Source organism: Flavobacterium sp. MR2016-29 (assembly GCF_015350695.1).
In the GTDB taxonomy this organism is placed as follows: domain Bacteria; phylum Bacteroidota; class Bacteroidia; order Flavobacteriales; family Flavobacteriaceae; genus Flavobacterium.
Genome location: NZ_JADKPU010000003.1, coordinates 359,928 through 380,716 on the forward strand (window position 1 = coordinate 359,928; position 20,789 = coordinate 380,716).

The 20,789-nt window shown below is 32.5% G+C and carries 13 protein-coding genes; 4 read left to right on the forward strand and 9 right to left on the reverse strand.

All coding sequences use genetic code 11. The features are described 5' to 3' along the window. Window positions 1-3: 3 nt before the first annotated feature. The 4 genes from radC to IR010_RS10520 all read right to left on the reverse strand — a co-directional run bounded on the left by radC (window position 4) and on the right by IR010_RS10520 (window position 3,392). Window positions 4-693 carry a RadC family protein gene (gene radC / locus IR010_RS10505; RefSeq protein ID WP_029272036.1) on the reverse strand — a complete coding sequence of 230 codons (690 nt, stop codon included), beginning with the start codon at window positions 691-693 and terminating at the stop codon, window positions 4-6. 6 nt (window positions 694-699) lie between these two features. Further along, entirely contained in the window at window positions 700-1,161 is a 462-nt protein-coding gene (locus IR010_RS10510; protein WP_194603602.1) for a GNAT family N-acetyltransferase, read from the reverse strand. Window positions 1,162-1,284: 123 nt separating this feature from the next. Next, a complete protein-coding gene (locus IR010_RS10515) occupies window positions 1,285-2,640 on the reverse strand; it encodes a UDP-N-acetylmuramate--L-alanine ligase (RefSeq protein ID WP_194603605.1) in 1,356 nt (451 codons plus the stop codon). A gap of 65 nt (window positions 2,641-2,705) precedes the next feature. Further along, a complete protein-coding gene (locus IR010_RS10520) occupies window positions 2,706-3,392 on the reverse strand; it encodes a tetratricopeptide repeat protein (RefSeq protein WP_194603609.1) in 687 nt (228 codons plus the stop codon). A 130-nt stretch (window positions 3,393-3,522) separates the two neighbouring features. On the opposite strand from IR010_RS10520, the gene IR010_RS10525 reads away from it, so the two are divergent. After that, window positions 3,523-10,035 carry a carboxypeptidase-like regulatory domain-containing protein gene (locus IR010_RS10525; protein ID WP_194603612.1) on the forward strand — a complete coding sequence of 2,171 codons (6,513 nt, stop codon included), beginning with the start codon at window positions 3,523-3,525 and terminating at the stop codon, window positions 10,033-10,035. Between the two features lie 137 nt (window positions 10,036-10,172). Here IR010_RS10525 and IR010_RS10530 read toward each other — a convergent pair whose 3' ends face one another. Beyond that, entirely contained in the window at window positions 10,173-12,317 is a 2,145-nt protein-coding gene (locus IR010_RS10530; RefSeq protein ID WP_029272030.1) for a S46 family peptidase, read from the reverse strand. 312 nt (window positions 12,318-12,629) lie between these two features. Here IR010_RS10530 and IR010_RS10535 point away from each other — a divergent pair, with 312 nt between their 5' ends. Beyond that, window positions 12,630-13,181, forward strand: coding sequence for an outer membrane beta-barrel protein (locus tag IR010_RS10535; protein ID WP_194568795.1), 552 nt, complete (start codon window positions 12,630-12,632; stop codon window positions 13,179-13,181). Between the two features lie 93 nt (window positions 13,182-13,274). Here the strand turns inward: IR010_RS10535 and obgE are convergent, their stop codons facing one another. The 4 genes from obgE to hpt form a co-directional block, all read right to left on the reverse strand. Further along, window positions 13,275-14,276, reverse strand: a complete 1,002-nt coding sequence (obgE, locus tag IR010_RS10540; RefSeq protein ID WP_029272028.1) for a GTPase ObgE — start codon at window positions 14,274-14,276, stop codon at window positions 13,275-13,277. Window positions 14,277-14,384: 108 nt separating this feature from the next. Beyond that, complete coding sequence (locus IR010_RS10545; RefSeq protein WP_082447160.1) at window positions 14,385-15,659, reverse strand: hemolysin family protein; 1,275 nt, start codon at window positions 15,657-15,659, stop codon at window positions 14,385-14,387. A gap of 122 nt (window positions 15,660-15,781) precedes the next feature. Further along, complete coding sequence (locus IR010_RS10550) at window positions 15,782-16,354, reverse strand: adenylate kinase (protein ID WP_029272026.1); 573 nt, start codon at window positions 16,352-16,354, stop codon at window positions 15,782-15,784. Window positions 16,355-16,483: 129 nt separating this feature from the next. Next, entirely contained in the window at window positions 16,484-17,014 is a 531-nt protein-coding gene (hpt, locus tag IR010_RS10555; RefSeq protein WP_194603615.1) for a hypoxanthine phosphoribosyltransferase, read from the reverse strand. Window positions 17,015-17,198: 184 nt separating this feature from the next. Between hpt and IR010_RS10560 the strand changes: the two genes are divergently transcribed. Both IR010_RS10560 and IR010_RS10565 read left to right on the forward strand, forming a co-directional pair. Beyond that, complete coding sequence (locus IR010_RS10560) at window positions 17,199-18,470, forward strand: PQQ-dependent sugar dehydrogenase (protein WP_194603618.1); 1,272 nt, start codon at window positions 17,199-17,201, stop codon at window positions 18,468-18,470. A gap of 203 nt (window positions 18,471-18,673) precedes the next feature. Next, on the forward strand, window positions 18,674-20,773 hold the full coding sequence (locus IR010_RS10565) for a TonB-dependent receptor (protein ID WP_194603621.1): 2,100 nt from the start codon (window positions 18,674-18,676) through the stop codon (window positions 20,771-20,773). The last annotated feature ends 16 nt before the right edge of the window (window positions 20,774-20,789 follow it).

The following is a 20,789-nucleotide window of genomic DNA, read 5'->3' on the forward strand; positions in this document are numbered from 1 at the left end:
AATCTAAAAAATTCCTTCATCTACAAAACTATAATATTTTGTTTCAGTAATAATCAAATGGTCTAAAACTTTAACATCTAGACTATCTCCTGCCTGCCTCAATCTTTTTGTAATTTGTTTGTCGGCATCGCTTGGCTGTAAATTTCCCGAAGGATGATTGTGACACAAAATCAAGCCCGTAGCTCCATTTTCTAAGGCCAATTTAAAAACCAGCCGAACATCGACAATCGTGCCCGCAATACCACCTTTGCTCAATTGTGATTTCGAAATTACTTTGTTTGAATTATTAAGAAAAAGCACCCAAAATTCTTCATGTGGCAGTTCTCCTATTATAGGCTGCATAATTTCGAATACCAATTTGCTTGAAGTAATTTTTATAAGTTCGACTGCATCTTCGGCTCTTCGGCGTCGGCCAAGTTCTAGCGCCGCAATAATTGTGATGGCCTTTGCCTCTCCTATTCCTTTAAAATTCATTAATTGCGAAATAGACATCTTGCCTAAAACGTTAAGATTATCTGCACTTGCCAAAATTCTTTTGCTTAAATCTACAGCCGACTCGTTACGGCTTCCTGAACCAATTAAAATCGCAATTAATTCGGCATCGCTTAAAACACTTTTACCTTTAAGCATTAATTTTTCACGTGGCCTATCATCTTCTGACCAATTAGTAATAGGAAAATGAGTTGCTTCCATATTAATTTAATTAATGGTTTTACTCATGCAAACACTATTAGCTAAGCCAACATATGGCTCATAATTGTCAACAATCTTAAATCCTACTTTTTGGTAAAGACTAATTGCTTCGACCTGTTTGTATAAAGTTTCTAAAATAAAAATTTCAAAACCATTGTTTCTTGCCTCTTTTTCTAATTCTAAAATTATTAATTGTGCCAAACCCAAACCTCGAGCTTCTGGCGAAACAAACATTCTTTTTAACTCTGCGGTATTTTTATTATATTTTTTAAAACAGCCACAGCCAACTGGTTTTTTATCTAAATAAACAACAATTACATTCGGGTTAAATTCGATTAAATTATTTCCCCAATAATCCTTTTTTAATTCTGGATAACGTTCCCACAAAAAAGTATCGAATGTTTCGATCAAAGAAATAAAATCAGGATTCTCGCTTGTTGTTTTTACAACTTTTATATTTTGGTTCATCTTGTAATATCTTAAATGGCGAATATATTGAAAAATAAGAAAAATCATTCATAAAAAGTAAAACAAAAATGCCAATCGAGTCTACGATTGGCATATTATCTAATTTTCAAATGGCGAATTATTTTAATTAATCAATTCTTTTACTTCATCAAAATTCAAGCCTCCGTAATTTCCTGAACTCATTAATAAAAGTGCAGAATTTTCAAGATTTAAATTGAATAAATATTCTTTGAATTCAGCCGGATTGGTGTAAATAATTAAATCTTCACGATTAAATGAAGACGCAATCTGCTCATAGGTAACTTCTTCTAACTGCTTAATTTTTACAGCATCTGGAGAATAGAAAACAACGGCAACATCTGCATATTCAAGTGCGCCTTCGTATTCTTTCAAAAATTCAGCATTTAAACTGCTATACGTATGCAGTTCTAAACAAGCTACTAAAGTTCTGTTTGGATATTGCTCTTTTACTGCTTTAGTTGTTGCAGCTACTTTACTTGGCGAATGCGCAAAATCTTTATACGCTACTTTACCTTTTCCTTCGGCAATTTTTTCTAATCTTTTAGAAGCTCCTTTAAAACTGGCGATTGCTTCGTAAAAATCAGCTTCGTCAACGCCCATGTTTTGGCAAATCCATTTTGCTCCCGCCAAATTATTTAAGTTGTGCGCGCCAAAAACTTCAATTGGCATATCGCCTTCTGGAGTTTCTAATAAAGTTACGCCATCGCTAACAGTATATTTTGGTGTAGAATAAGCTAGTTTGCGAATTGGGTTTGTCGCAGCTTCTGCAACGCGTTTTACTTCTGGATCATTTTCGTTGTAAACTAAAATTCCTCCGTTTGTGATTTTACTAATAAAAATTTCGAACTGCTCTACATAATTTTCATATGTTGGAAAAACATTGATATGATCCCAGGCGATTCCGGAAATTAAAGCAATATTAGGCTGATATAAGTGAAATTTAGGACGTCTGTCAATCGGCGAAGACAAATATTCATCACCTTCCAGAACCATAAAATCATTTTCTTCAGTAAGATGCACCATGGTATCAAAACCTTCTAACTGCGCTCCAACCATATAATCAACTTCAATATTATGATAATGCATTACGTGCAAAATCATCGAAGTAATAGTCGTTTTTCCGTGAGAACCTCCAATTACAACGCGAGTTTTATTTTTAGATTGCTCGTATAAAAATTCTGGATAAGAATAGATTTTCAAACCTAATTCTTGTGCTTTCAGCAGTTCAGGATTATCTGCTTTTGCGTGCATTCCTAAAATTACAGCTTCAATATCTGATGTTATTTTTTCCGGAAACCAACCTAATTCAGCTGGCAAAATTCCCTTTTTCTCTAATCTTGATTTTGATGGTTCAAAAATAGCATCATCACTACCTGTAACCTGATACCCTTTATTATGCAATGCTAATGCTAAATTGTGCATGGCACTTCCGCCGATGGCGATGAAATGTGTTTTCATTAAAATTCTAATTTTTAAGTTCTAAATTCCAATCTTTCAATTGAAATTTATCTTTGAATCGACCTTTAAGCGTCAAATTTTCGTTTCAATTCTTGTGCTTTTTTTGGGTCTTTTAATTTGTTCAAATATAAATTATATAATTTTTGAAATGTAATTTTTGATTTACCAATTTCATTTGCTTTGATATAATTTTTTTCTGCTGATGCATATCTTTTAAAATATTCATCAATTCTTCCTCTCGACATATAACCATCAACGGGCGAAAATTGTGCTAATTCATTCGAATACGCTAGTGCTTTCGACTCGCTTCCGCCAACAATCCCAGGCAATTGCAAATACAATTCTATTAATGCCCATCTTGCCTGAATATGTTTTGGATTTAGAGCAATTGCTTTTTCAAACGCCGATTTCATATCATCGACCATTCCTAAAGCTTTAAATTTATTTACTTCCATCGCACGCATGGCTAAGGCGCCGCCATACTTAAAAAAATAATTCGCTTCGTTTGGTTTTAACTCTGTTAGTTTCTTGAAATATTTTCCAGCGTCAACCCATGATTTTTTATACGCTTCGATATCGCCTAAATACTCAATTGTTTTTATGTCAGAAGGTTTCGTTTTTAAAATTCCTTCGAACAGCAATTGTGCTTCGTCATACTTTTTGGCATGAAATAACTTTTCTGCTTTTTCAAAATTAGATTGCGACCAAATACATATGGGCACAAATAAAAAAAAGAGTAGTAGTTTTTTCATATCTCAAAAATAACGAAATATCGCATCGATAATTTGCTTTTAGAGATAAATTAGTAATTTGTACGAAATTATTTTAAAGTTGGCCCCAACCTTTCTTTAAAAATCGCTCTCTATATACTAAAACAGAAGTATGAAAAATATATTATTTGCTTTCTTATTGATTTCTACAACCTTATTTGCACAACAAACAGATAAAAAATGGAATAAAATAATTGACTTAGAAAACGAAGGCAAAATAAAATCAGCGAATGAAATAGTTGAAAAAATCTATAAAAAATCAATTGCTGAAAAAGATGAAGTACAAATGATAAAATGCTTTTTTTATCAGTCTAAATATTTACAGGTGGTTGATGAAAATGCAAAAACCAAAATTTTAAATAATTTAAAGACAGATATAAACCGCGTTTCTATTCCATCAAAGGCCATTTTAAATTTGGTTTATGCGAGGTGTTTGAATGATTATTATACACGAAATGATTATAGCATTAGAAGAAGAACCAATACCGATTCCTTGAGTGAGGATTTTTTAACTTGGACCACAAATATTTTTACGGATCAAATCAATCTGGCTCAAAAAAAATCTTTGGATAACGAATCTATTTTAAAGGAAACATCTTTAATAAAATATGAACCTATTTTCGACTATTCAACTGTAGAAAAATTCAAAACGCTCCATGTATTAGATTATGTAATATCCGAAAACATTGAACTTTACACAAAGAAAATGCATCGATGGGGATTCGAAAAAAGTGACTTTGCATTTTATAAAAAAGATTTGTTAGGAAAATCGAGTGATTTTTTAAAAATCAATTTCGATTTCGTAACAAATGAAAATTTGAAATTGGCTTTAGAGCTATACCAAAAGCAAGAAACTAACAATCCAAACACGGAAAATTTATGGGAACGAATTCAGTTTTGCAAACAGTATTTAATAGATTCTGATGAGGATTATTTTGAGGCACTAATTTATCTTCAAAAAAACACAAAGGATGTATTTCTAATTCAAAAAATTCAATTAGAAAAAGCTTCTTATTTTTCAGAAAAGGCATCAAAAGAAACGCACCCAGATTATAACATTAGGGCAGTTTCTATATTAGATAGTATACTAAGTGTAAATAATAGATCAAATGCCTATAAATTGGCACTTGAAAAAAAAGAAAATATAGGTTACAAAACTTTAAGTGCCCAGCTTCAAAAATACAATTATAGTGATGAGAATACTCGAGCATTTATCCAATACAAAAATGTTGAGAATTTAAAAATCTCATTCTTTAAAATTAATCAGGTTCAAGCTGTTCAATTAAAACAATTTTACATTACAAAGGATAGTATTCGAGATTTTATTATTCATAAAACACAGCCCGTTGTGGTCAAATCTTATTCACTCAAAAATAAAAAAGATTATCTCGAATATTCTACAGAAGTACTTCTTCCGCAATTAAAGACAGGTACATATTTAATATATTTTGAAAGCGAATCAGATTCAAAAGACAAAAAAGCTTTTGCTTTTGAAACCATTACAATTTCAAACCTTACAGTTTTGGCTTCTCAAAACTATAACTCCGAAAGCTATCAGGTTTTAGACCGAAAAACAGGAAAACCATTAGAAAATGTGACTTTAAAATCAAGCGATTTCACCTTAAAAACAAATAAAAACGGCATTGCAGTTTTTAATAAAACAAACCAGAATTCAAATTATGGAGTTTTAAATTTATACACAGCAAATGACACTATTTCTATTCAAAAAAATTATTTGTATTACAATAGCGTATACACCGAAAATGAGAAAGAAGCTTTACAAGGTAAAGTTGAATTTTACTTAGATCGCGCCATTTACCGTCCAGGGCAAACTGTGTATTACAAAGGAATTGCTGTTCAAAAATCAGGAGATAAAACTTCAGTAGTTCCTTTCACAACATTTAACATTGTCGTTGAAGATCCTGACAGCAACGATTTTAAAGATTTTGACGTAACAACAAACGAGTTTGGATCTTTTTCTGGTGAATTTATTATTCCGAAAACAGGTCTTACAGGTTCTTTTAAAATTACAGCCGGAGAACCAACAACTTATGAGAATGATATTGTATACGACAAAAAAGAAAGCGAACACCCATTTTGGGAAAAAGTTCATTTTGAAAATTCTGAAACAGAATTTAGCGTTGAAGAATATAAACGCCCAAAATTTGAAGTGACCTTCGAACCTAAAAAAGAAAGCTTTCAAATTAATCAATCGATCAAAGTAAAAGGAAATGCAAAAGCTTTTGCGGGAAGTACTATTTCTGATGCAAAAGTAACTTACACTGTCAGTCGCTATACAAGTTATTTTAGAGATTATTATTCGCAGCAACAAAACGAAAATTTAGCAACGGGAGAAACTAAAACTGATGCTTCTGGAAAATTTAATATTGAATTTGTTGCTTTGCCACCGAAAAATAGTAAAAAAGAAGAATTACCAATTTTTAATTATAGTATAAAAGTTGCTGTAACAGATATAAACGGCGAAACGCACGAAGCAACAACGATTGTAAAAGTTGGATATCATGATTTGGTTTTACAAACTGCAATTCCTAATGAAATTGAAACGAAAAATAAAAATGAAATCAAACTTACAAGCACAAACTTAAACGATGAATTTTTAGCTGTTAAAGGTGAAATTAAAATTTATTTAATAAGCCCATTCTCAAGGAAATTTAAACAAAGAGTTTTTCCTCAGCCAGATATTGAAAATATTTCTAGTGAAGATTTTGGAAAATTATTTCCGTACGAAATCAACCAAACTCCAAAAACAGATGAAACTTTAGTTTTTTCGCAAAATATTGACACTCAAAAAGACAAAGTTATTCCGTTAGATTTCATTTCTAATTACAAATCTGGAAATTATAAAATAGTTTTTACAGCAAAAGACCGTTTTGAAAATAAAATTGAAACTATTTCAAATTTTAAACTTACACAAAGCAAAGACAAATTAGACGCCAGCCGCTTATTCTCGGTACAGCAAATGAATTCTGATGCAAAAAAAGATGGCTTTGTATTGTTAAAACTTTCATCTGTTATTCCTGAGCTTTACATTACAGCAACCGGAAACTATGATAGTGTTGCTTTTCATGAGGAAACATACCATCTTCAAAACAACGAAACTTTGATTAAAATTCCATTAAACAAAGAATTTCATGGCGCCGTAAATATAAGTTTTGAAAGCATATTTGAAAATGAAAGATTCAATTACAGCACTTATGTATTTTTAAAAACTGTAAATCCAGAATTAAAATTTAATGTAGAAACATTTAGAAACAAAATACAACCCGGAAGTACTGAAAACTGGTCTTTTAAATTAAATGGAATTGCAACAAAAAAAGAAGCAGAGGTTTTGGCATCAATGTATGACAGTTCATTAGATCAATTTACCATTAAAGAATGGAATAGTTTAAATTTTGTTCAATACACTACTGGTGGCAATACGAAATCTCTTTTAGGATTTGAGAAAATGTATGTTTCAATTCCTAACTTAAACATACCATCAAAACGAATCGAATTAAAAAATGAAAGCACAAAATTAATTTGGTTTGGTTTCGATTTTAACAATAGCAATAATACACTTTATCTGCAAAGAGAATACCAGAGACAACTAAGCAAAAAAATTAAAAAACCATTAGATGCTAAACTAATTTCGGGAATTGTTACTGATAGTTCAGGACTGCCTCTACCCGGTGTTTCTGTTCTCATTAAAGGAACTCAACGAAGAACTCAAACTGATTTTGATGGTTATTATGAAATTGAAGCGACGGCTAATGAAGAAATCGTTTTTTCTTATATTGGTTTTAAAGACCAATCTAGTATTGTAGCAAATAATAAATCAATTGATTTAGTTTTAGCCGAAAACACTAACCAATTAGAAGAAGTTGTTATTGTTGGTTATGGAATTTCCAAAAAAAAGAACTTAACCGGATCAATAACAAAAATGAAAGCTGTTAGAAATGGTGTACAAGTTGAGGAAGACAATAACGTCTATGAAACTGACAGCGTGTTATCAGGAAAAGTAGCTGGCGTAGCAGTTATGCAAATTCCGTCGGCTAAATTAGTTATTCGCAGCGATGTATCTATTAATGATGCTTCGAATCCTTTATATGTTATAGATGGAAAAATTTCCAGCGCAGAGGATGTTAAAAATTTGAATTCATCAGATGTTGTTTCTATAAATGTTTTAAAAGGAAATGAAGCAACATCCCTTTACGGAACCAAAGCCGCAAACGGCGTAATAATCATTACAACTAAAAAAGCGCTCGAAGCTTTAACACAAGTAAAAGCCAGAAAAAATTTATCTGAAACCGCTTTCTTTTTGCCCAATTTAAAAACTGATTCGAACGGAAAAGTGAGTTTCAATTTTACTTCTCCTGAAGCTTTAACCGCTTGGAAACTTCGTTTATTGGCACATAACAAAGATGCTGTTTCTGGCTATTTAGAAAAAAGTGTAATCACGCAAAAAGAATTAATGATTTTACCAAATTTCCCTCGATTCTTTAGAGAAAAAGACACCATTGTTATTTCTGCTAAAATTTCGAATGTCACAGATAAAGCTAAAAGCGGAATCGCAATCCTGCAGTTTTTTAATGCGACAACAATGCAGCCAATTGATGCTAAAATGATGAACGTAAAAAACATTCGCAATTTTAATGTTAGCGCTTTTGGAAATACAACCGCAACTTGGACAGTTTCAATTCCGGAAGGTTTACAAGGTGTTCAGTATAAGATTTTAGCCAAAGCAGAGAATTTTTCTGATGGTGAAGAAAACATACTTCCGGTTTTGACTAACAATATGCTGGTGACAGAAAGTATGCCGATTTGGGTTCGCGAAAATTCTAAAAAAGAATATACGTTTGAGAACTTAAAAAACAACAATTCAACGACTTTAAGAAATCATCAATTTACATTAGAATATACCTCAAATCCGTCGTGGATCGCGATTCAGGCTCTACCGTATTTAATGGAATATGAACACGAATGTGCTGAACAGACTTTTGCTCGTTTTTATGCCAATTCTTTGGCTTCAGAAATCATTGCAAGCAATACTAAAATTGCAACTGTTTTTGAAAACTGGAGAAAAAACGGAAAACTGAATGTGAAATTAGAAGAAAACGACGAATTAAAATCGATTATTCTAGCCGAAACACCTTGGCTAAATGACGCTCGAAGCGAAGATGAAAAGAAAAAAAATCTAGCCCTTTTATTTGATTTGGAGAAAATGAAAACTTCTCAAGAAGCAACTTTTGAAAAATTAAAACAAAAACAACATTCGTCTGGAGGATTTTCTTGGTTTGAAGGTGGCTATGAAAACGAATACATTACAAGACATATCCTGGCAGGTTTAGGCCATTTATCTAAATTGAATAAAAGTGGCGATAATGAAGATAAAATTGAAGCAATTGCCAAAAGTGGCATTTCGTTTTTAGACACCAAATTTTTAGAATCGTATAAAATCAGAACCAAAAATTTAAAAACAAACGACAAATTAATTTGGATCAATCCAAATTCTGATTTGCATTATCTCTATACTAGAAGTTTTTATTTAGACGATTACAAATTATCTGACACTTTAAAAAAAGCGACAAAATTGTATATAGAGGCCATTAAAAAAGATTGGTTGTCGTATTCACTTTATGAAAAAGGATTAGCTTCTTTAACTTTAAATCGTTTTGGAGAAAAAGAAAGTGCTAAAAAAATTATAGAAAGCCTAAAAGAAACTTCTTCCAACAATGAAGATTGGGGAATGTATTGGATAGCCAATAAAGCTGGCTGGTATTGGTACCAAGCGCCGATAGAAACTCAGGCTTTATTGATTGAGGCTTTCGCCGAAGTAACTCACGACACCAAATCGGTAGATGCTATGAAAGTCTGGTTATTAAAAAACAAACAGACGAAAAACTGGCCAACTACAAAAGCAACTACAGAAGCAATTTATGCTTTATTAATGCAAGGAAGTGATTGGCTTTCTGTAAAAGACAACACAGTCATTAAACTTGGAGATGAAAAAATCACGACCAAGAAATTATCAGAAAATGAAAAAGAAGCAGAAACCGGTTACATCAAACTAAACTGGAAATCTGATGAAGTAAAAAAAGAAATGGCCACTATAAAAATTGAAAACAAATCTAAAGTTCCAGGCTTTGGTGGTATTTATTGGCAGTATTTTGAAGATTTGGATAAAATTAAAAACAATTCTGAAGCGATATTATCAGTTTCAAAAGAATTATATTTAAAAAAGAGTTCTGTTAAAGGTGATGAATTAGAAAAAATAACATCTAAAAATCCTTTAAAAATCGGCAATTTAGTTACAGTACGATTGATTATAACATCTAAAGAAGACACCGAATATGTTCATTTAAAAGATATGAGAGCTTCTTGTTTTGAACCTGTAAATGTACTTTCAGAATATCAATACAAAGATCGATTAGGATATTATATGAGTACAAAAGATGCTGCAACGCATTTCTTCTTTGATCAAATCAACAAAGGAACGTATGTTTTAGAATATGATATTCAAGTAAACAACAGTGGCGAATTCTCAAACGGAATTACAACAATTGAAAGTATGTACGCGCCAGAATTTGCAAGTCATACAAAAGGAATTCGAGTGAAAGTTGATTAACAACACTTCTCAAAATTATAATATGAAAATTCCAAATTCAAAATCTCAGCCTCACACATTTTCCAAAATAAAAACAACAAAAAACCCGATAAGTTTCTCTGAGACTTATCGGGTTTTATTTTATAATAAAAATCAGATTATTTCACAATCGTCAATTCGTCAATAATGTTTTTTGCACCAGCGTATTTGTCAATAATCCAAAGTACGTAACGAATATCAACGTTTATAGTTCTTTGTAATTTTGGATCAAAGATTACATCTCCAGCCATCGCTTCGATGTTTCCATCAAAAGCAATTCCGATTAATTCTCCTTTTCCATTAAGAACTGGCGAACCAGAATTTCCTCCTGTAATATCGTTATCAGTCAAGAAATTTATTGGCATATATCCTGCTTTATCAGCATATTGTCCGTAATCTTTTGCTTTGTTTAATTCTAATAAACGTTTTGGCAAATCAAATTCCTGATCTCCTGCTTTATACTTTTTCACCATACTTTCCATGGTTGTATAATTGTTGATAACAGCATCGTTTCTTGGATCTGCCGGCAAAGCACGAACTTTTCCGTAAGTCAATCTTAATGTAGAGTTTGCATCAGGATATTGAATTGTATTTAATTTTGATTCTCTCAAACCTTCAACTAATTCGCGGTAGGCAGTTGCAAAACCATCATCCGCTTTTGCTTGATCATCTGTTTTAGAACGGTATTTCGTCAATAAATCATTAGAAATAATATACAAAGGATCGTGTACAATTGCCAATGGTTTTGGATCAGCTAAAAATGCCAGTACTTTTTCCTTAGTTGTAAAATAACTGATTTCTGTGGCTTTTGCTACATCTGCAGTAAAATCACCATTATTTGCAGTTTTCATTTTTGCAACTTCTGGAGCAAGTCCGTATTCAGCAGCCTTAGAAGCGTATAAATTTAATTGCGCTGTTAAAACATCTTTTTCTAATGGAGCGTAAAATTCACCATAAATGCTTTCAACCATTGCGTTGATTTTTGGCAGCATTTCAGCTTTTTTAGCATCATTTTCTTTATAGTAAGCAATCAATGCATTTCCTAAATTTGCAGGTCCGCCTGCATAACTTGACGTACGTAAAAGCTGTGATAAATAATTATCGTGACGCGCTTTTAAGTTTGTTTCTCTGTAATAATCGTTGATAGTCGGAATTACATTTTCGTACTTTTCCTTATTAGCTGGCTTAGTTGCCCACTCATAAAACTTATCTTCTTGCAACGTTTTAACGTCAACAGTTCCTGCTTTTGTTAAAGCATCGATCATACCTTGACGGTTTTTCCAGTAATTTGCTGTCGAAGCATATTTAGACGCATATTGCAAGCGAACTGTTGCATCTTTATCCATATACTTTTTCATGACATCCATTCCGGTTTTTGCACCTTCAACCCAAGCAGGATAAGCAAATTTTATATTTTGCTCTATTCCTCCAGCTGGCATCCAGCGGTTTGTTCTTCCAGGATATCCTAAAATCATCGCAAAATCATTTTCTTTTACACCTTTGATACTTACGGGCAAATAATGTTTTGGCTGTAAAGGCACATTGTCTTTAGAATACGCGGCAGGATTTCCAGCTTTATCAGCATAAACTCTAAACATAGAGAAATCTCCTGTTTGGCGAGGCCACTCCCAGTTGTCTGTATCACCTCCAAATTTACCAACACTTTCTGGTGGAGTTCCAACTAAACGAACGTCTGTATAATCTTGATAAACGAAATAGTAATATTCATTTCCTTGAAAGAAAGGACGAACAGAAACGGTATATTTTCCACCTTCATTGTTTTCTTTTTCAATTAAAGAAATTTCTTGCTGAATGATTTTATTTCTTTCTGTTTCGGTCATTGTATCATTTACTTTCGATAAAATCCTTTTTGAAACATCATCCATACGAACAAAGAAACGAACGTACAATGATTTTGGTTTCATTTCAGCACTTCTTTCTTTTGCCCAAAAACCATCTTTCAAATAGTTTTGTTCTGCTGTAGAAAGTTCAGCAATCGCATTGTAGCCACAATGGTGATTCGTTAAAACTAACCCGTCTTTAGAAACAATTTCTGCAGTACAGCCTCCGTTAAATTGTACAATAGCATCTTTTAAACTGTGGTGGTTAATACTGTAAATTTCTTCGGCTGTTAATTGCAAGCCCAATTTTTCCATATCTCTATGGTTCAATCTTTCGATAAACATCAAAAACCACATTCCTTCATCGGCTTTTGCAGGAAAAGCCATAAGGCACATGGTTAAGAATAAAACTATTTTTTTCATGTTATTTTGTTTAAGTAATGCGAATATAACTCACTTTTCCTATTATATCATTCATATAATGGGAAAAACAAAATATAACAAATGACATAACTATCTATTTTATGAAATTCATAATTTAATTATAAAGAATGATCTTTTAATTTCTTCGAATTTATTTTTAATAAGTACTTAAAATTTAAAATAATCACAATTAAAAAATTTAATATTTTAATATAATTGTAAAAATTTACTTTCATAAAAAAATTAACATCATAAATTATTTCTTACAAAATATTGATGTGTAAATTTGCCAAAATTAATTTATTAAACAAGATGAAAAAATTATTATTAGGAGTTGCGCTATTTGTTGCAACAATATCGCATGCACAAAAAAACTCATTACTAGTTGGTGGAAACATTGGGTTTTCTTCAGAAAAAATTGATGACTCTAAAACAACCAATTTTGAATTTTCTCCAAAAGTTGGTTATCAATTTGCCGAAAGATGGACAATTGGAGCTGAAGCTTCTATTATTAGCAGTGATTATGATATGATACAAAACGATATCAAAATTTCTGGCAATACTCAAAAATATAAAATCGGAGGTTTTATGCGTTACACAGCTCCGTTGTCAGACTTATTTTCATTCTATACAGATTTAGGTGTTGGCTCACAAAGTGCTTCATCAAATAATATAAATGGAATTTATGCAAATCTTACTCCAGCACTATTTATTAATATGAAAAGAGGTTTTGGTTTAAATTTTTCTATTGGAGGAATTAACTATGATAATCTTGAAGGTACAGATTATCCAAAACAAGAGCGTTTTGGTTTTGATTTCGGAAAAACTGTAAAAATCGGAATTTCTAAAAACTTTCAGTTATAAAAAAAGAGACTCATAATAAGTCTCTTCTATAAAATATTTTAATTAGTACTAATCCAGCAGATTTTAATTTGCTGGATTTTTTAATACTATAAATTAATCGTTCAGCATTTTCCAAAGCTTATCTTTCAAATCCGTCAAACCCTGTTGGGCAACAGATGAAATAAACATATACGGAATATCTTTGAAAGCTACATCTAATTCTACTTTCAATTCTGCTTTAAGTTCGTCATCCAGCATATCGCATTTTGAAATTACAAGAAGACGCTCTTTGTCTAGCATTTCCGGATTGTATTTGGTTAATTCATTTACCAAAATATCATATTCTGCTTTAATATCAGGCGTATCAACCGGAACTAAAAATAACAAAGTTGAGTTACGTTCAATATGACGCAAGAAATAATGGCCCAATCCTTTACCTTCAGCAGCACCTTCAATAATTCCAGGAATATCTGCTATTACAAAAGATTGATAATCTCGATATGCTACAATTCCAAGGTTTGGTTTTAAAGTCGTAAAAGGATAATCAGCAATTTTTGGTTTTGCAGAAGTCAATACAGAAAGTAACGTTGATTTTCCAGCATTAGGAAAGCCTACCAAACCAACATCAGCCAAAACTTTAAGTTCTAAAATCACATCCATCTCTACGCCTGGCAAACCTGGCTGTGCGTAACGAGGCGTTTGGTTAGTTGAACTTCTAAAATGCCAGTTTCCTAAACCACCTTTTCCTCCTCTTGAAAGAATTTGTTTTTCACCGTCTTCGGTAATTTCAAATAACGTTTCGCCTGTTTCTTTGTCTTTTACAACTGTTCCTAGTGGCACTTCAATAAACTTATCTTCTCCGTCTGCACCAGTACTTCTATCTCCTCCACCGTCTCCACCATGACCAGCTTTAATATGACGAGCGAATTTTAAATGAAATAATGTCCATAAACCTTTATTTCCAACTAAATATACGTGTCCACCGCGACCACCATCACCACCGTCCGGGCCTCCTTTTTCAATAAATTTCTCTCTATGTAAATGCGTAGATCCTTTTCCTCCTTTTCCGGAAGAAACATATATCTTAACGTAATCTACAAAATTTCCTTCTGTCATTTTCTTTTTGTTTATGTATAGTTTAAAGTTTAAAGTTTCAGGTTTCAAGTTGGCGCATCGCACTTAACTTGAAACCTGAAACAAAATAAAACTTGAAACAAATTCTCTTTACTCTTTAAGCGCTTTTACAAGTACTTTATCAATCTTTACGCCATCCATATCGATGACTTCTAGCACAAATTTTTGCCAAACTAATTTCTCTCCTTCTTTTGGAATATGAGAAAGCTCGGTCATAATCATACCGCTTACTGTATTTACTTCATAGTCATTTGTCAATTCATCCAACTCAAAATACGTTAGAAAATCGTGCAATGAATAATGCCCGTCAACCAGCCATGAACCATCTTCCCTTTCGATCAGTTGAAATTCATCTTTATAAAAATCAGATGCATCTCCAACTAAAGCTTCCAGAATGTCGTTTAAAGTTATAATTCCTTGAAAAACACCGTATTCATCAGAAACTAAGGCATAATGAACTCCTGTTTTTTTGAAATTTTCTAGAGCTTTATAAGCTGTAGTCTGTTCCATTAAATAAGGAGGATCTGTCATTATTGCTGCCAAATCAAAATGATCACTTTCGATGTTGGCAAATATATTTTTCAAAGTTACAATTCCGACAATATCATCGTAATTGTCTCTATAAACTGGATATACAGTATGCAGATCCTGCAAAACCAATTCTTTTATTTTAGATTTATCCGCATTAAAAGGCAACATATCTACGGATTTTCTGTGCGTCATTAACGAATTAACTTTTCTGTCGCCAATATGAAAAACGCGTTCTACGATATCTTGTTCGATTTCTTGAACTTCTCCGCCTTCGGTTCCTTCTTTTATAATGGCTTTAATTTCTTCTTCGGTAACTTTTCCGTCTGCAGAAGGTTTAATCTGCAGCACATTCAACAAGAAATCTGTTGAAGATGTTAATAACCAAATAAACGGCGCTGTTACTATTGAAACAATTTTCATTGGCAGAGCCACCATTTTTGCTATTGATTCTGGATAATTCAATCCGATTCGTTTTGGCAATAACTCTCCTAAAACTAAAGAGAAAAACGTTAAAACTACCACCACAATTCCAACTGCAACTGAATGTGCATAAGGTTTTAAAACTGCAAATCCGCTGACAAAAATCTCAACATCCATTGTGATTTTGTCTCCACTATAAATACCAGTTAAAATTCCGATTAGCGTAATTCCGATTTGTACGGTAGATAAAAACTTGTTTGGAGAATTAGCCAAATCAAGTGCAATCTTGGCGCTCTTATTTCCTTTTTTTGCTGCTGTTTCCAGTCTGTTTTTTCTAGCCGAAATCAATGCAATCTCTGACATCGAGAAAACTCCGTTTAATAGTATTAGAAAAAATATTATTAGTATTTCCAATGTTTAGTAGATTCGTTATTTGTTTGGTTCGTTTTTATTGTATTCCTGATTATTGTTTTTTAGCCCACATTAAAGAGAAAAGCCCAGAGTTATCTGGATTTTTCGTACAGCCGGAAATGCTTCTACAAATTATCTATAACTGACGTTAATCGCTCTGTAATTTCTTCTATAGTTCCAATTCCGTTTACGGCATGAAACTTACCTTGTTCTTTATAATACCCAATAAGTGGAGCTGTTTTCTCATTATATTCCTGATATCTTACACGAATTTTTTCTTCGTCTTGATCATCTACTCTCCCGCTTGTTTTCCCTCTTTCAAGCAAACGCGCTACCAAAATTTCATCATCAGCTTCTAAGGCGATTGTTGCCGTAACACTTGAACCAATTGTTGGCAAAAATTTATCTAAGGCTACTGCTTGATCTAAAGTTCTTGGATATCCGTCGAACAAGAAACCTTCAGTGTCAGGGTGTTTATTTACTTCATCTATTAACATTGCAGTTGTAACTTCGCAAGGAACCAATTCTCCATTGTCCATAAAAACTCTTGCTTTTTTACCTAAATCTGTGTCATTTTTTAAATTAAAACGAAAAATATCTCCTGTTGAAAGATGCGTTAATTTGTATTTTTCTTTTAAAAATTCTGCCTGAGTTCCTTTTCCTGCTCCTGGCTTTCCAAATAAAACAATGTTAATCATAAAAGTAATTTAATGATTGAAAGATTTAAAAATGCAAGATTTAGACAATCTTAAATATTTAAATTTCTCTAATCGTGTTGTTAATGTAGTTATGTTATTTTTTAATTTTTAATCTTAAAATGCTTAAATCTATTCTGCTAATTTATAGACTTCTTCAAGGTTTCTTCCTAAACCGTCATAGTCTAATCCGTAACCTACAATAAATTTATTCGGAATTCTGATTCCGATATAATCTATTTTTATATCTTTTTTATATGCATCTGGTTTAAAAAACAAAGTCGCAATTTTAAAATGCTTTACGTTTTGCTGTTTAAGCATATGTTTTAGTTCTTCGATCGTGTTTCCTGTATCGATAATATCTTCAATAATAATTACGGTTCTGCCAGACAAATCCTGATTAATTCCAATTAATTCCTTAACGGTATTTGTACTTTCAGTTCCTTCATAAGAAGCCATTTTTATAAATGAAACTTCGCAAGGACTTTTATATTTTTTCAAGAAATCGGCAACAACCATAAATGCGCCATTCAAAACTCCAATGAAAATTGGCGTATCATCTCCAAAATCATCTTCTACCTGAGCCACTATTTTAGTTAAAGCAAAATCAATTTCTTTAGCCGAAATAAACGGAACAAATTGTTTATCGTGAAGTTGTATCATTATTTTTTAAATTTAAAATAATGGGCAAAGATACAGAATTACAACCAAATGCAAGTATCAAAATATAGCGAGGTTTTCCATTTTTTTGTTAATGTTAAATATCAGTTAATTTCTACAAATCATTTCTTAATGATATTTTTAATTTCATTAAATTGTTGTTTGATAAATATTTAATCCAAAAAAAATGAGAACAACGATACAGTTACTTTCTATATCCTTACTGACTTTAATGACAGCCTGCAACGGGCAAGTAAAAAAAGAAGAAAAAGAAGCTTTAGCAAAACAACCCAGCACTATTGTAAAAACTGCAGTTGGAGATATTACTTTACCTCCGCCTTATGCAACAGAATCGAAAACCAATAACAGTAAAGTAATTGGATGGCCGGAAGGAAAAACGCCAAAAGCGCCAGAAGGTTTTACAGTAACAAAATTTGCTGACGGATTTGAAAACCCGCGCTGGACTTATATTGCGCCAAACAACGATATTTTTGTTGTTGAAAGCGGTACAAGAACGAGTAAAAATCAGATTACAGTTTTGCGTGATAAAGACAAAGATGGAAAATTTGAAACCCGTGAAGTATTCATAAAAGGTTTAAACAAACCTTTTGGAATGCTGGTTCTAAAAGACTTTTTTTACATTGCCAATACAGATGGGCTTTATAAATATCCGTATAAAAATAATCCTTTGAAACTAGAAACCAAAGGTGTAAAAATTCTTGAACTTCCGGCTGGAGGCTACAACAATCATTGGACTAGAAATTTAATTGCAAATGCTGATGGAACTAAAATTTATGTTTCTGTTGGTTCTGGAAGTAATGTTGGTGAAAACGGAATGGACAAAGAAATTCGCCGAGCGGCAATTTTAGAAATTAATCCTGACGGAACTGGCGAAAAAATCTATGCATCTGGACTTAGAAATCCGGTTGGAATGGATTGGAATCCTGTAAACAAAGAGCTTTGGACAGCGGTAAACGAGCGTGACGAATTAGGAGACGATTTAGTTCCTGATTATATTACAAGTGTGAAAAAAGATGGATTTTACGGATGGCCTTATTCTTATTATGGAAACATCTTAGATCCGAGAATGAAAGGTGAACGCAAAGATTTGGCAGCAAAAGCAATTGTTCCAGATGTTTCAGTTGGTGCTCATACGGCATCGTTAGGATTAGCATTTTACACAAAAGGTGCTTTTCCTGCAAAATACAAAAATGGCGCTTTTGTTGGTCAGCACGGATCATGGAACCGCGCAAACATATCTGGCTATAAAGTAGTTTTTGTTCCTTTTGCAAACGGAAAACCTTCAGGAAAACCAGAAGATTTTTTAACCGGATTTATTTCTGATGAAAATAAAGCTGAAGTTTACGGACGTCCAGTTGCGGTTACCGTTATGAATGACGGATCGCTTTTGGTAAATGACGACAGCGGGAATACAGTTTGGAAGGTTACTGCTAAATAAATTCAAATTTTTTAAATTCCAAATTTCAACTATACGCATATTTTTAAACACATAGGAACATAGTGACTTTGTGTTGAAAAGGCGTTTCACTTGTCTAAAAACACATAGCTATGTGAATTGATGTATAGTGAAACGCCTTTTTTCAGTATTTAAATCTATGTTCCTATGTGTTTAAAAAATGGCACTTTTAACGCAACTTATTTATGGCTCTAAAAAAATATTGCCTTTTTCTTTTTGTGCTTTTTATTTCTCAAAACATTTTAGCACAAGAACAAAAAGGCAAATCTATTGATCCTGTCAAACCAGAAAAATTAGAGGAAGTTGTTATCAGCTCCTTTCATATTAACGACAGTTTGCAAAATGCCCCAGCTTCTATAGGTCTTTTATCAAAAAAAGATTTACAGCAAAATAACGCGACGGATATCACTACTTTAATTAATACAATTCCCGGCGTTTTTATGCAATCTTCTAACTTGACTACAACCCGAATTTCGATTCGTGGTATTGGAGCAAGAACACCTTATGGAACCAATAAAATACGTGCTTTTTACGGCAGTATCCCATTGACTTCTGGAAACAGTGAAACGGTTATTGACGATATTGATTTGGAAAACCTCAACCAAATTGAAATTATCAAAGGACCGCTTTCGAGTGTTTATGGCGCGGGTTTGGGCGGTGCGATTTTAATTTCACCTCAACTTTCAAAAACACAAGGACAAAATGCAGGAATAAGTACGGTTTTTGGTTCGTATGGATTATTAAAAAATACTTTAAATTACAGTTTGAATGAAAAAAGCGCTAGCCTGAATTTAAGTTACCATAAACTTGAAACGGATGGCTGGCGAGAAAACAGCGCTTATAAACGTGAAGGAATTACGCTTGCAGGAGAATTATTTAGAAGAGAAAAAAGCAAACTGACTTATTTTTCGAACTATACGTATTTAAATGCTTTTATTCCGAGTTCGATCAGCAAAGAAGTATATGATAACAATCCGAAAGCTGGCGCGCCGACATGGGTAGCATCAAAAGGATATAAAGAATATAAATCGACTTTAGCTGGATTAGCTTATGATTTTAAAATCAATGATAATTTAAGCAATTCAACTTCGGTTTTTATTAATTATAAAGACAGTAATGAACCACGTCCTTTTGATATTCTGCGACAATATACTTTTGCAGCTGGAGCTAGAACGCAATTTTCGGGAAATTTTAAAATCGGGAAAATGGCAAATCAATTTGTTGCTGGAGTTGAATATTTCAGAGACAATTATAACGGAAATACTTTTGAGAATTTATACAAACAAAACAACGGCCAAGGAAGCCTTCAAGGAAATCAGCTTACAGAAACGGATCAAAAAAGACATTTCTATAATGTCTTTGCGCAGCTGAGAACTTCTATTTCGAAACAATTTGAGTTTCAAGCCGGATTGAATTATAATGAGACTTCTTTTGAACTGACCAATTTTCTTCCGAATTCAATTACGACTACTGAAAAATACAGTTATGACGGTATTTTTTCGCCACAGCTTTCTTTGCTTTTTAAACCAAATCAAGAACAGACGATTTACTTTTCGGCAAGCAGAGGATTTTCATTGCCTGCAACAGAAGAAACTTTAACCAGCAACGGAACCATCAATCCAGATATAAAACCTGAAAACGGTTATAATTTTGAACTTGGCGGAAAATTCTATTTTTTCAACAAAAACGTATATGCTGAAGCTGCAGTTTACAGAATGGAAATTAAAGATTTATTGGTGGCGAAAAGAATTGGCGACGATCAATACGAAGGTGTAAATGCCGGTACAACTTTTCATGAAGGAATTGAAATAACTTTAAAACACAATTGGTTCATTAATAGAATTCTTTCATTAAGCTCTTACATCGCAACTTCTCTAGGAAAATATGAATTTAAAGAATTTGTTGATAGCGGAAATGATTATTCTGGAAATAAATTAACTGGTGTTCCTGCAAACAAAGTCAATGCAGGTTTGATTTTAAATACAACTTTAGGACTTTATTTTTCTGCCGATTTTCAGTTTGTAGATAAAATTCCGATGAACGATGCAAATACAGCATTTTCAGATTCTTATAAAATCTTAAATCTTAAAACAGGTTATCGTTTTGAAATTATGCCAAATCTAAACTCTCAATTTGCTTTCGGCATTAACAATGTTACAGATGAAAAATATGCTTCTTTAATTTTACCCAATGCCGTTGCGGTTGGAAATGTATCTCCTAGATATTACTATCCTGGACTTCCTATAAATTATTACGGAAGCGTTTCATTAAATTACTTATTTTAGATTCGTAATTAAATTA

Excerpts from the sequence above, each read along its gene's own strand:
- radC (WP_029272036.1), bottom strand. The coding sequence starts at position 693 with ATGGAAGCAACTCATTTTCCTATTACTAATTGGTCAGAAGATGATAGG.
- IR010_RS10510 (WP_194603602.1), bottom strand. The coding sequence starts at position 1,161 with ATGAACCAAAATATAAAAGTTGTAAAAACAACAAGCGAGAATCCTGAT.
- IR010_RS10515 (WP_194603605.1), bottom strand. The coding sequence starts at position 2,640 with ATGAAAACACATTTCATCGCCATCGGCGGAAGTGCCATGCACAATTTA.
- IR010_RS10520 (WP_194603609.1), bottom strand. The coding sequence starts at position 3,392 with ATGAAAAAACTACTACTCTTTTTTTTATTTGTGCCCATATGTATTTGG.
- IR010_RS10525 (WP_194603612.1), top strand. The coding sequence starts at position 3,523 with ATGAAAAATATATTATTTGCTTTCTTATTGATTTCTACAACCTTATTT.
- IR010_RS10530 (WP_029272030.1), bottom strand. The coding sequence starts at position 12,317 with ATGAAAAAAATAGTTTTATTCTTAACCATGTGCCTTATGGCTTTTCCT.
- IR010_RS10535 (WP_194568795.1), top strand. The coding sequence starts at position 12,630 with ATGAAAAAATTATTATTAGGAGTTGCGCTATTTGTTGCAACAATATCG.
- obgE (WP_029272028.1), bottom strand. The coding sequence starts at position 14,276 with ATGACAGAAGGAAATTTTGTAGATTACGTTAAGATATATGTTTCTTCC.
- IR010_RS10550 (WP_029272026.1), bottom strand. The coding sequence starts at position 16,354 with ATGATTAACATTGTTTTATTTGGAAAGCCAGGAGCAGGAAAAGGAACT.
- hpt (WP_194603615.1), bottom strand. The coding sequence starts at position 17,014 with ATGATACAACTTCACGATAAACAATTTGTTCCGTTTATTTCGGCTAAA.
- IR010_RS10560 (WP_194603618.1), top strand. The coding sequence starts at position 17,199 with ATGAGAACAACGATACAGTTACTTTCTATATCCTTACTGACTTTAATG.
- IR010_RS10565 (WP_194603621.1), top strand. The coding sequence starts at position 18,674 with ATGGCTCTAAAAAAATATTGCCTTTTTCTTTTTGTGCTTTTTATTTCT.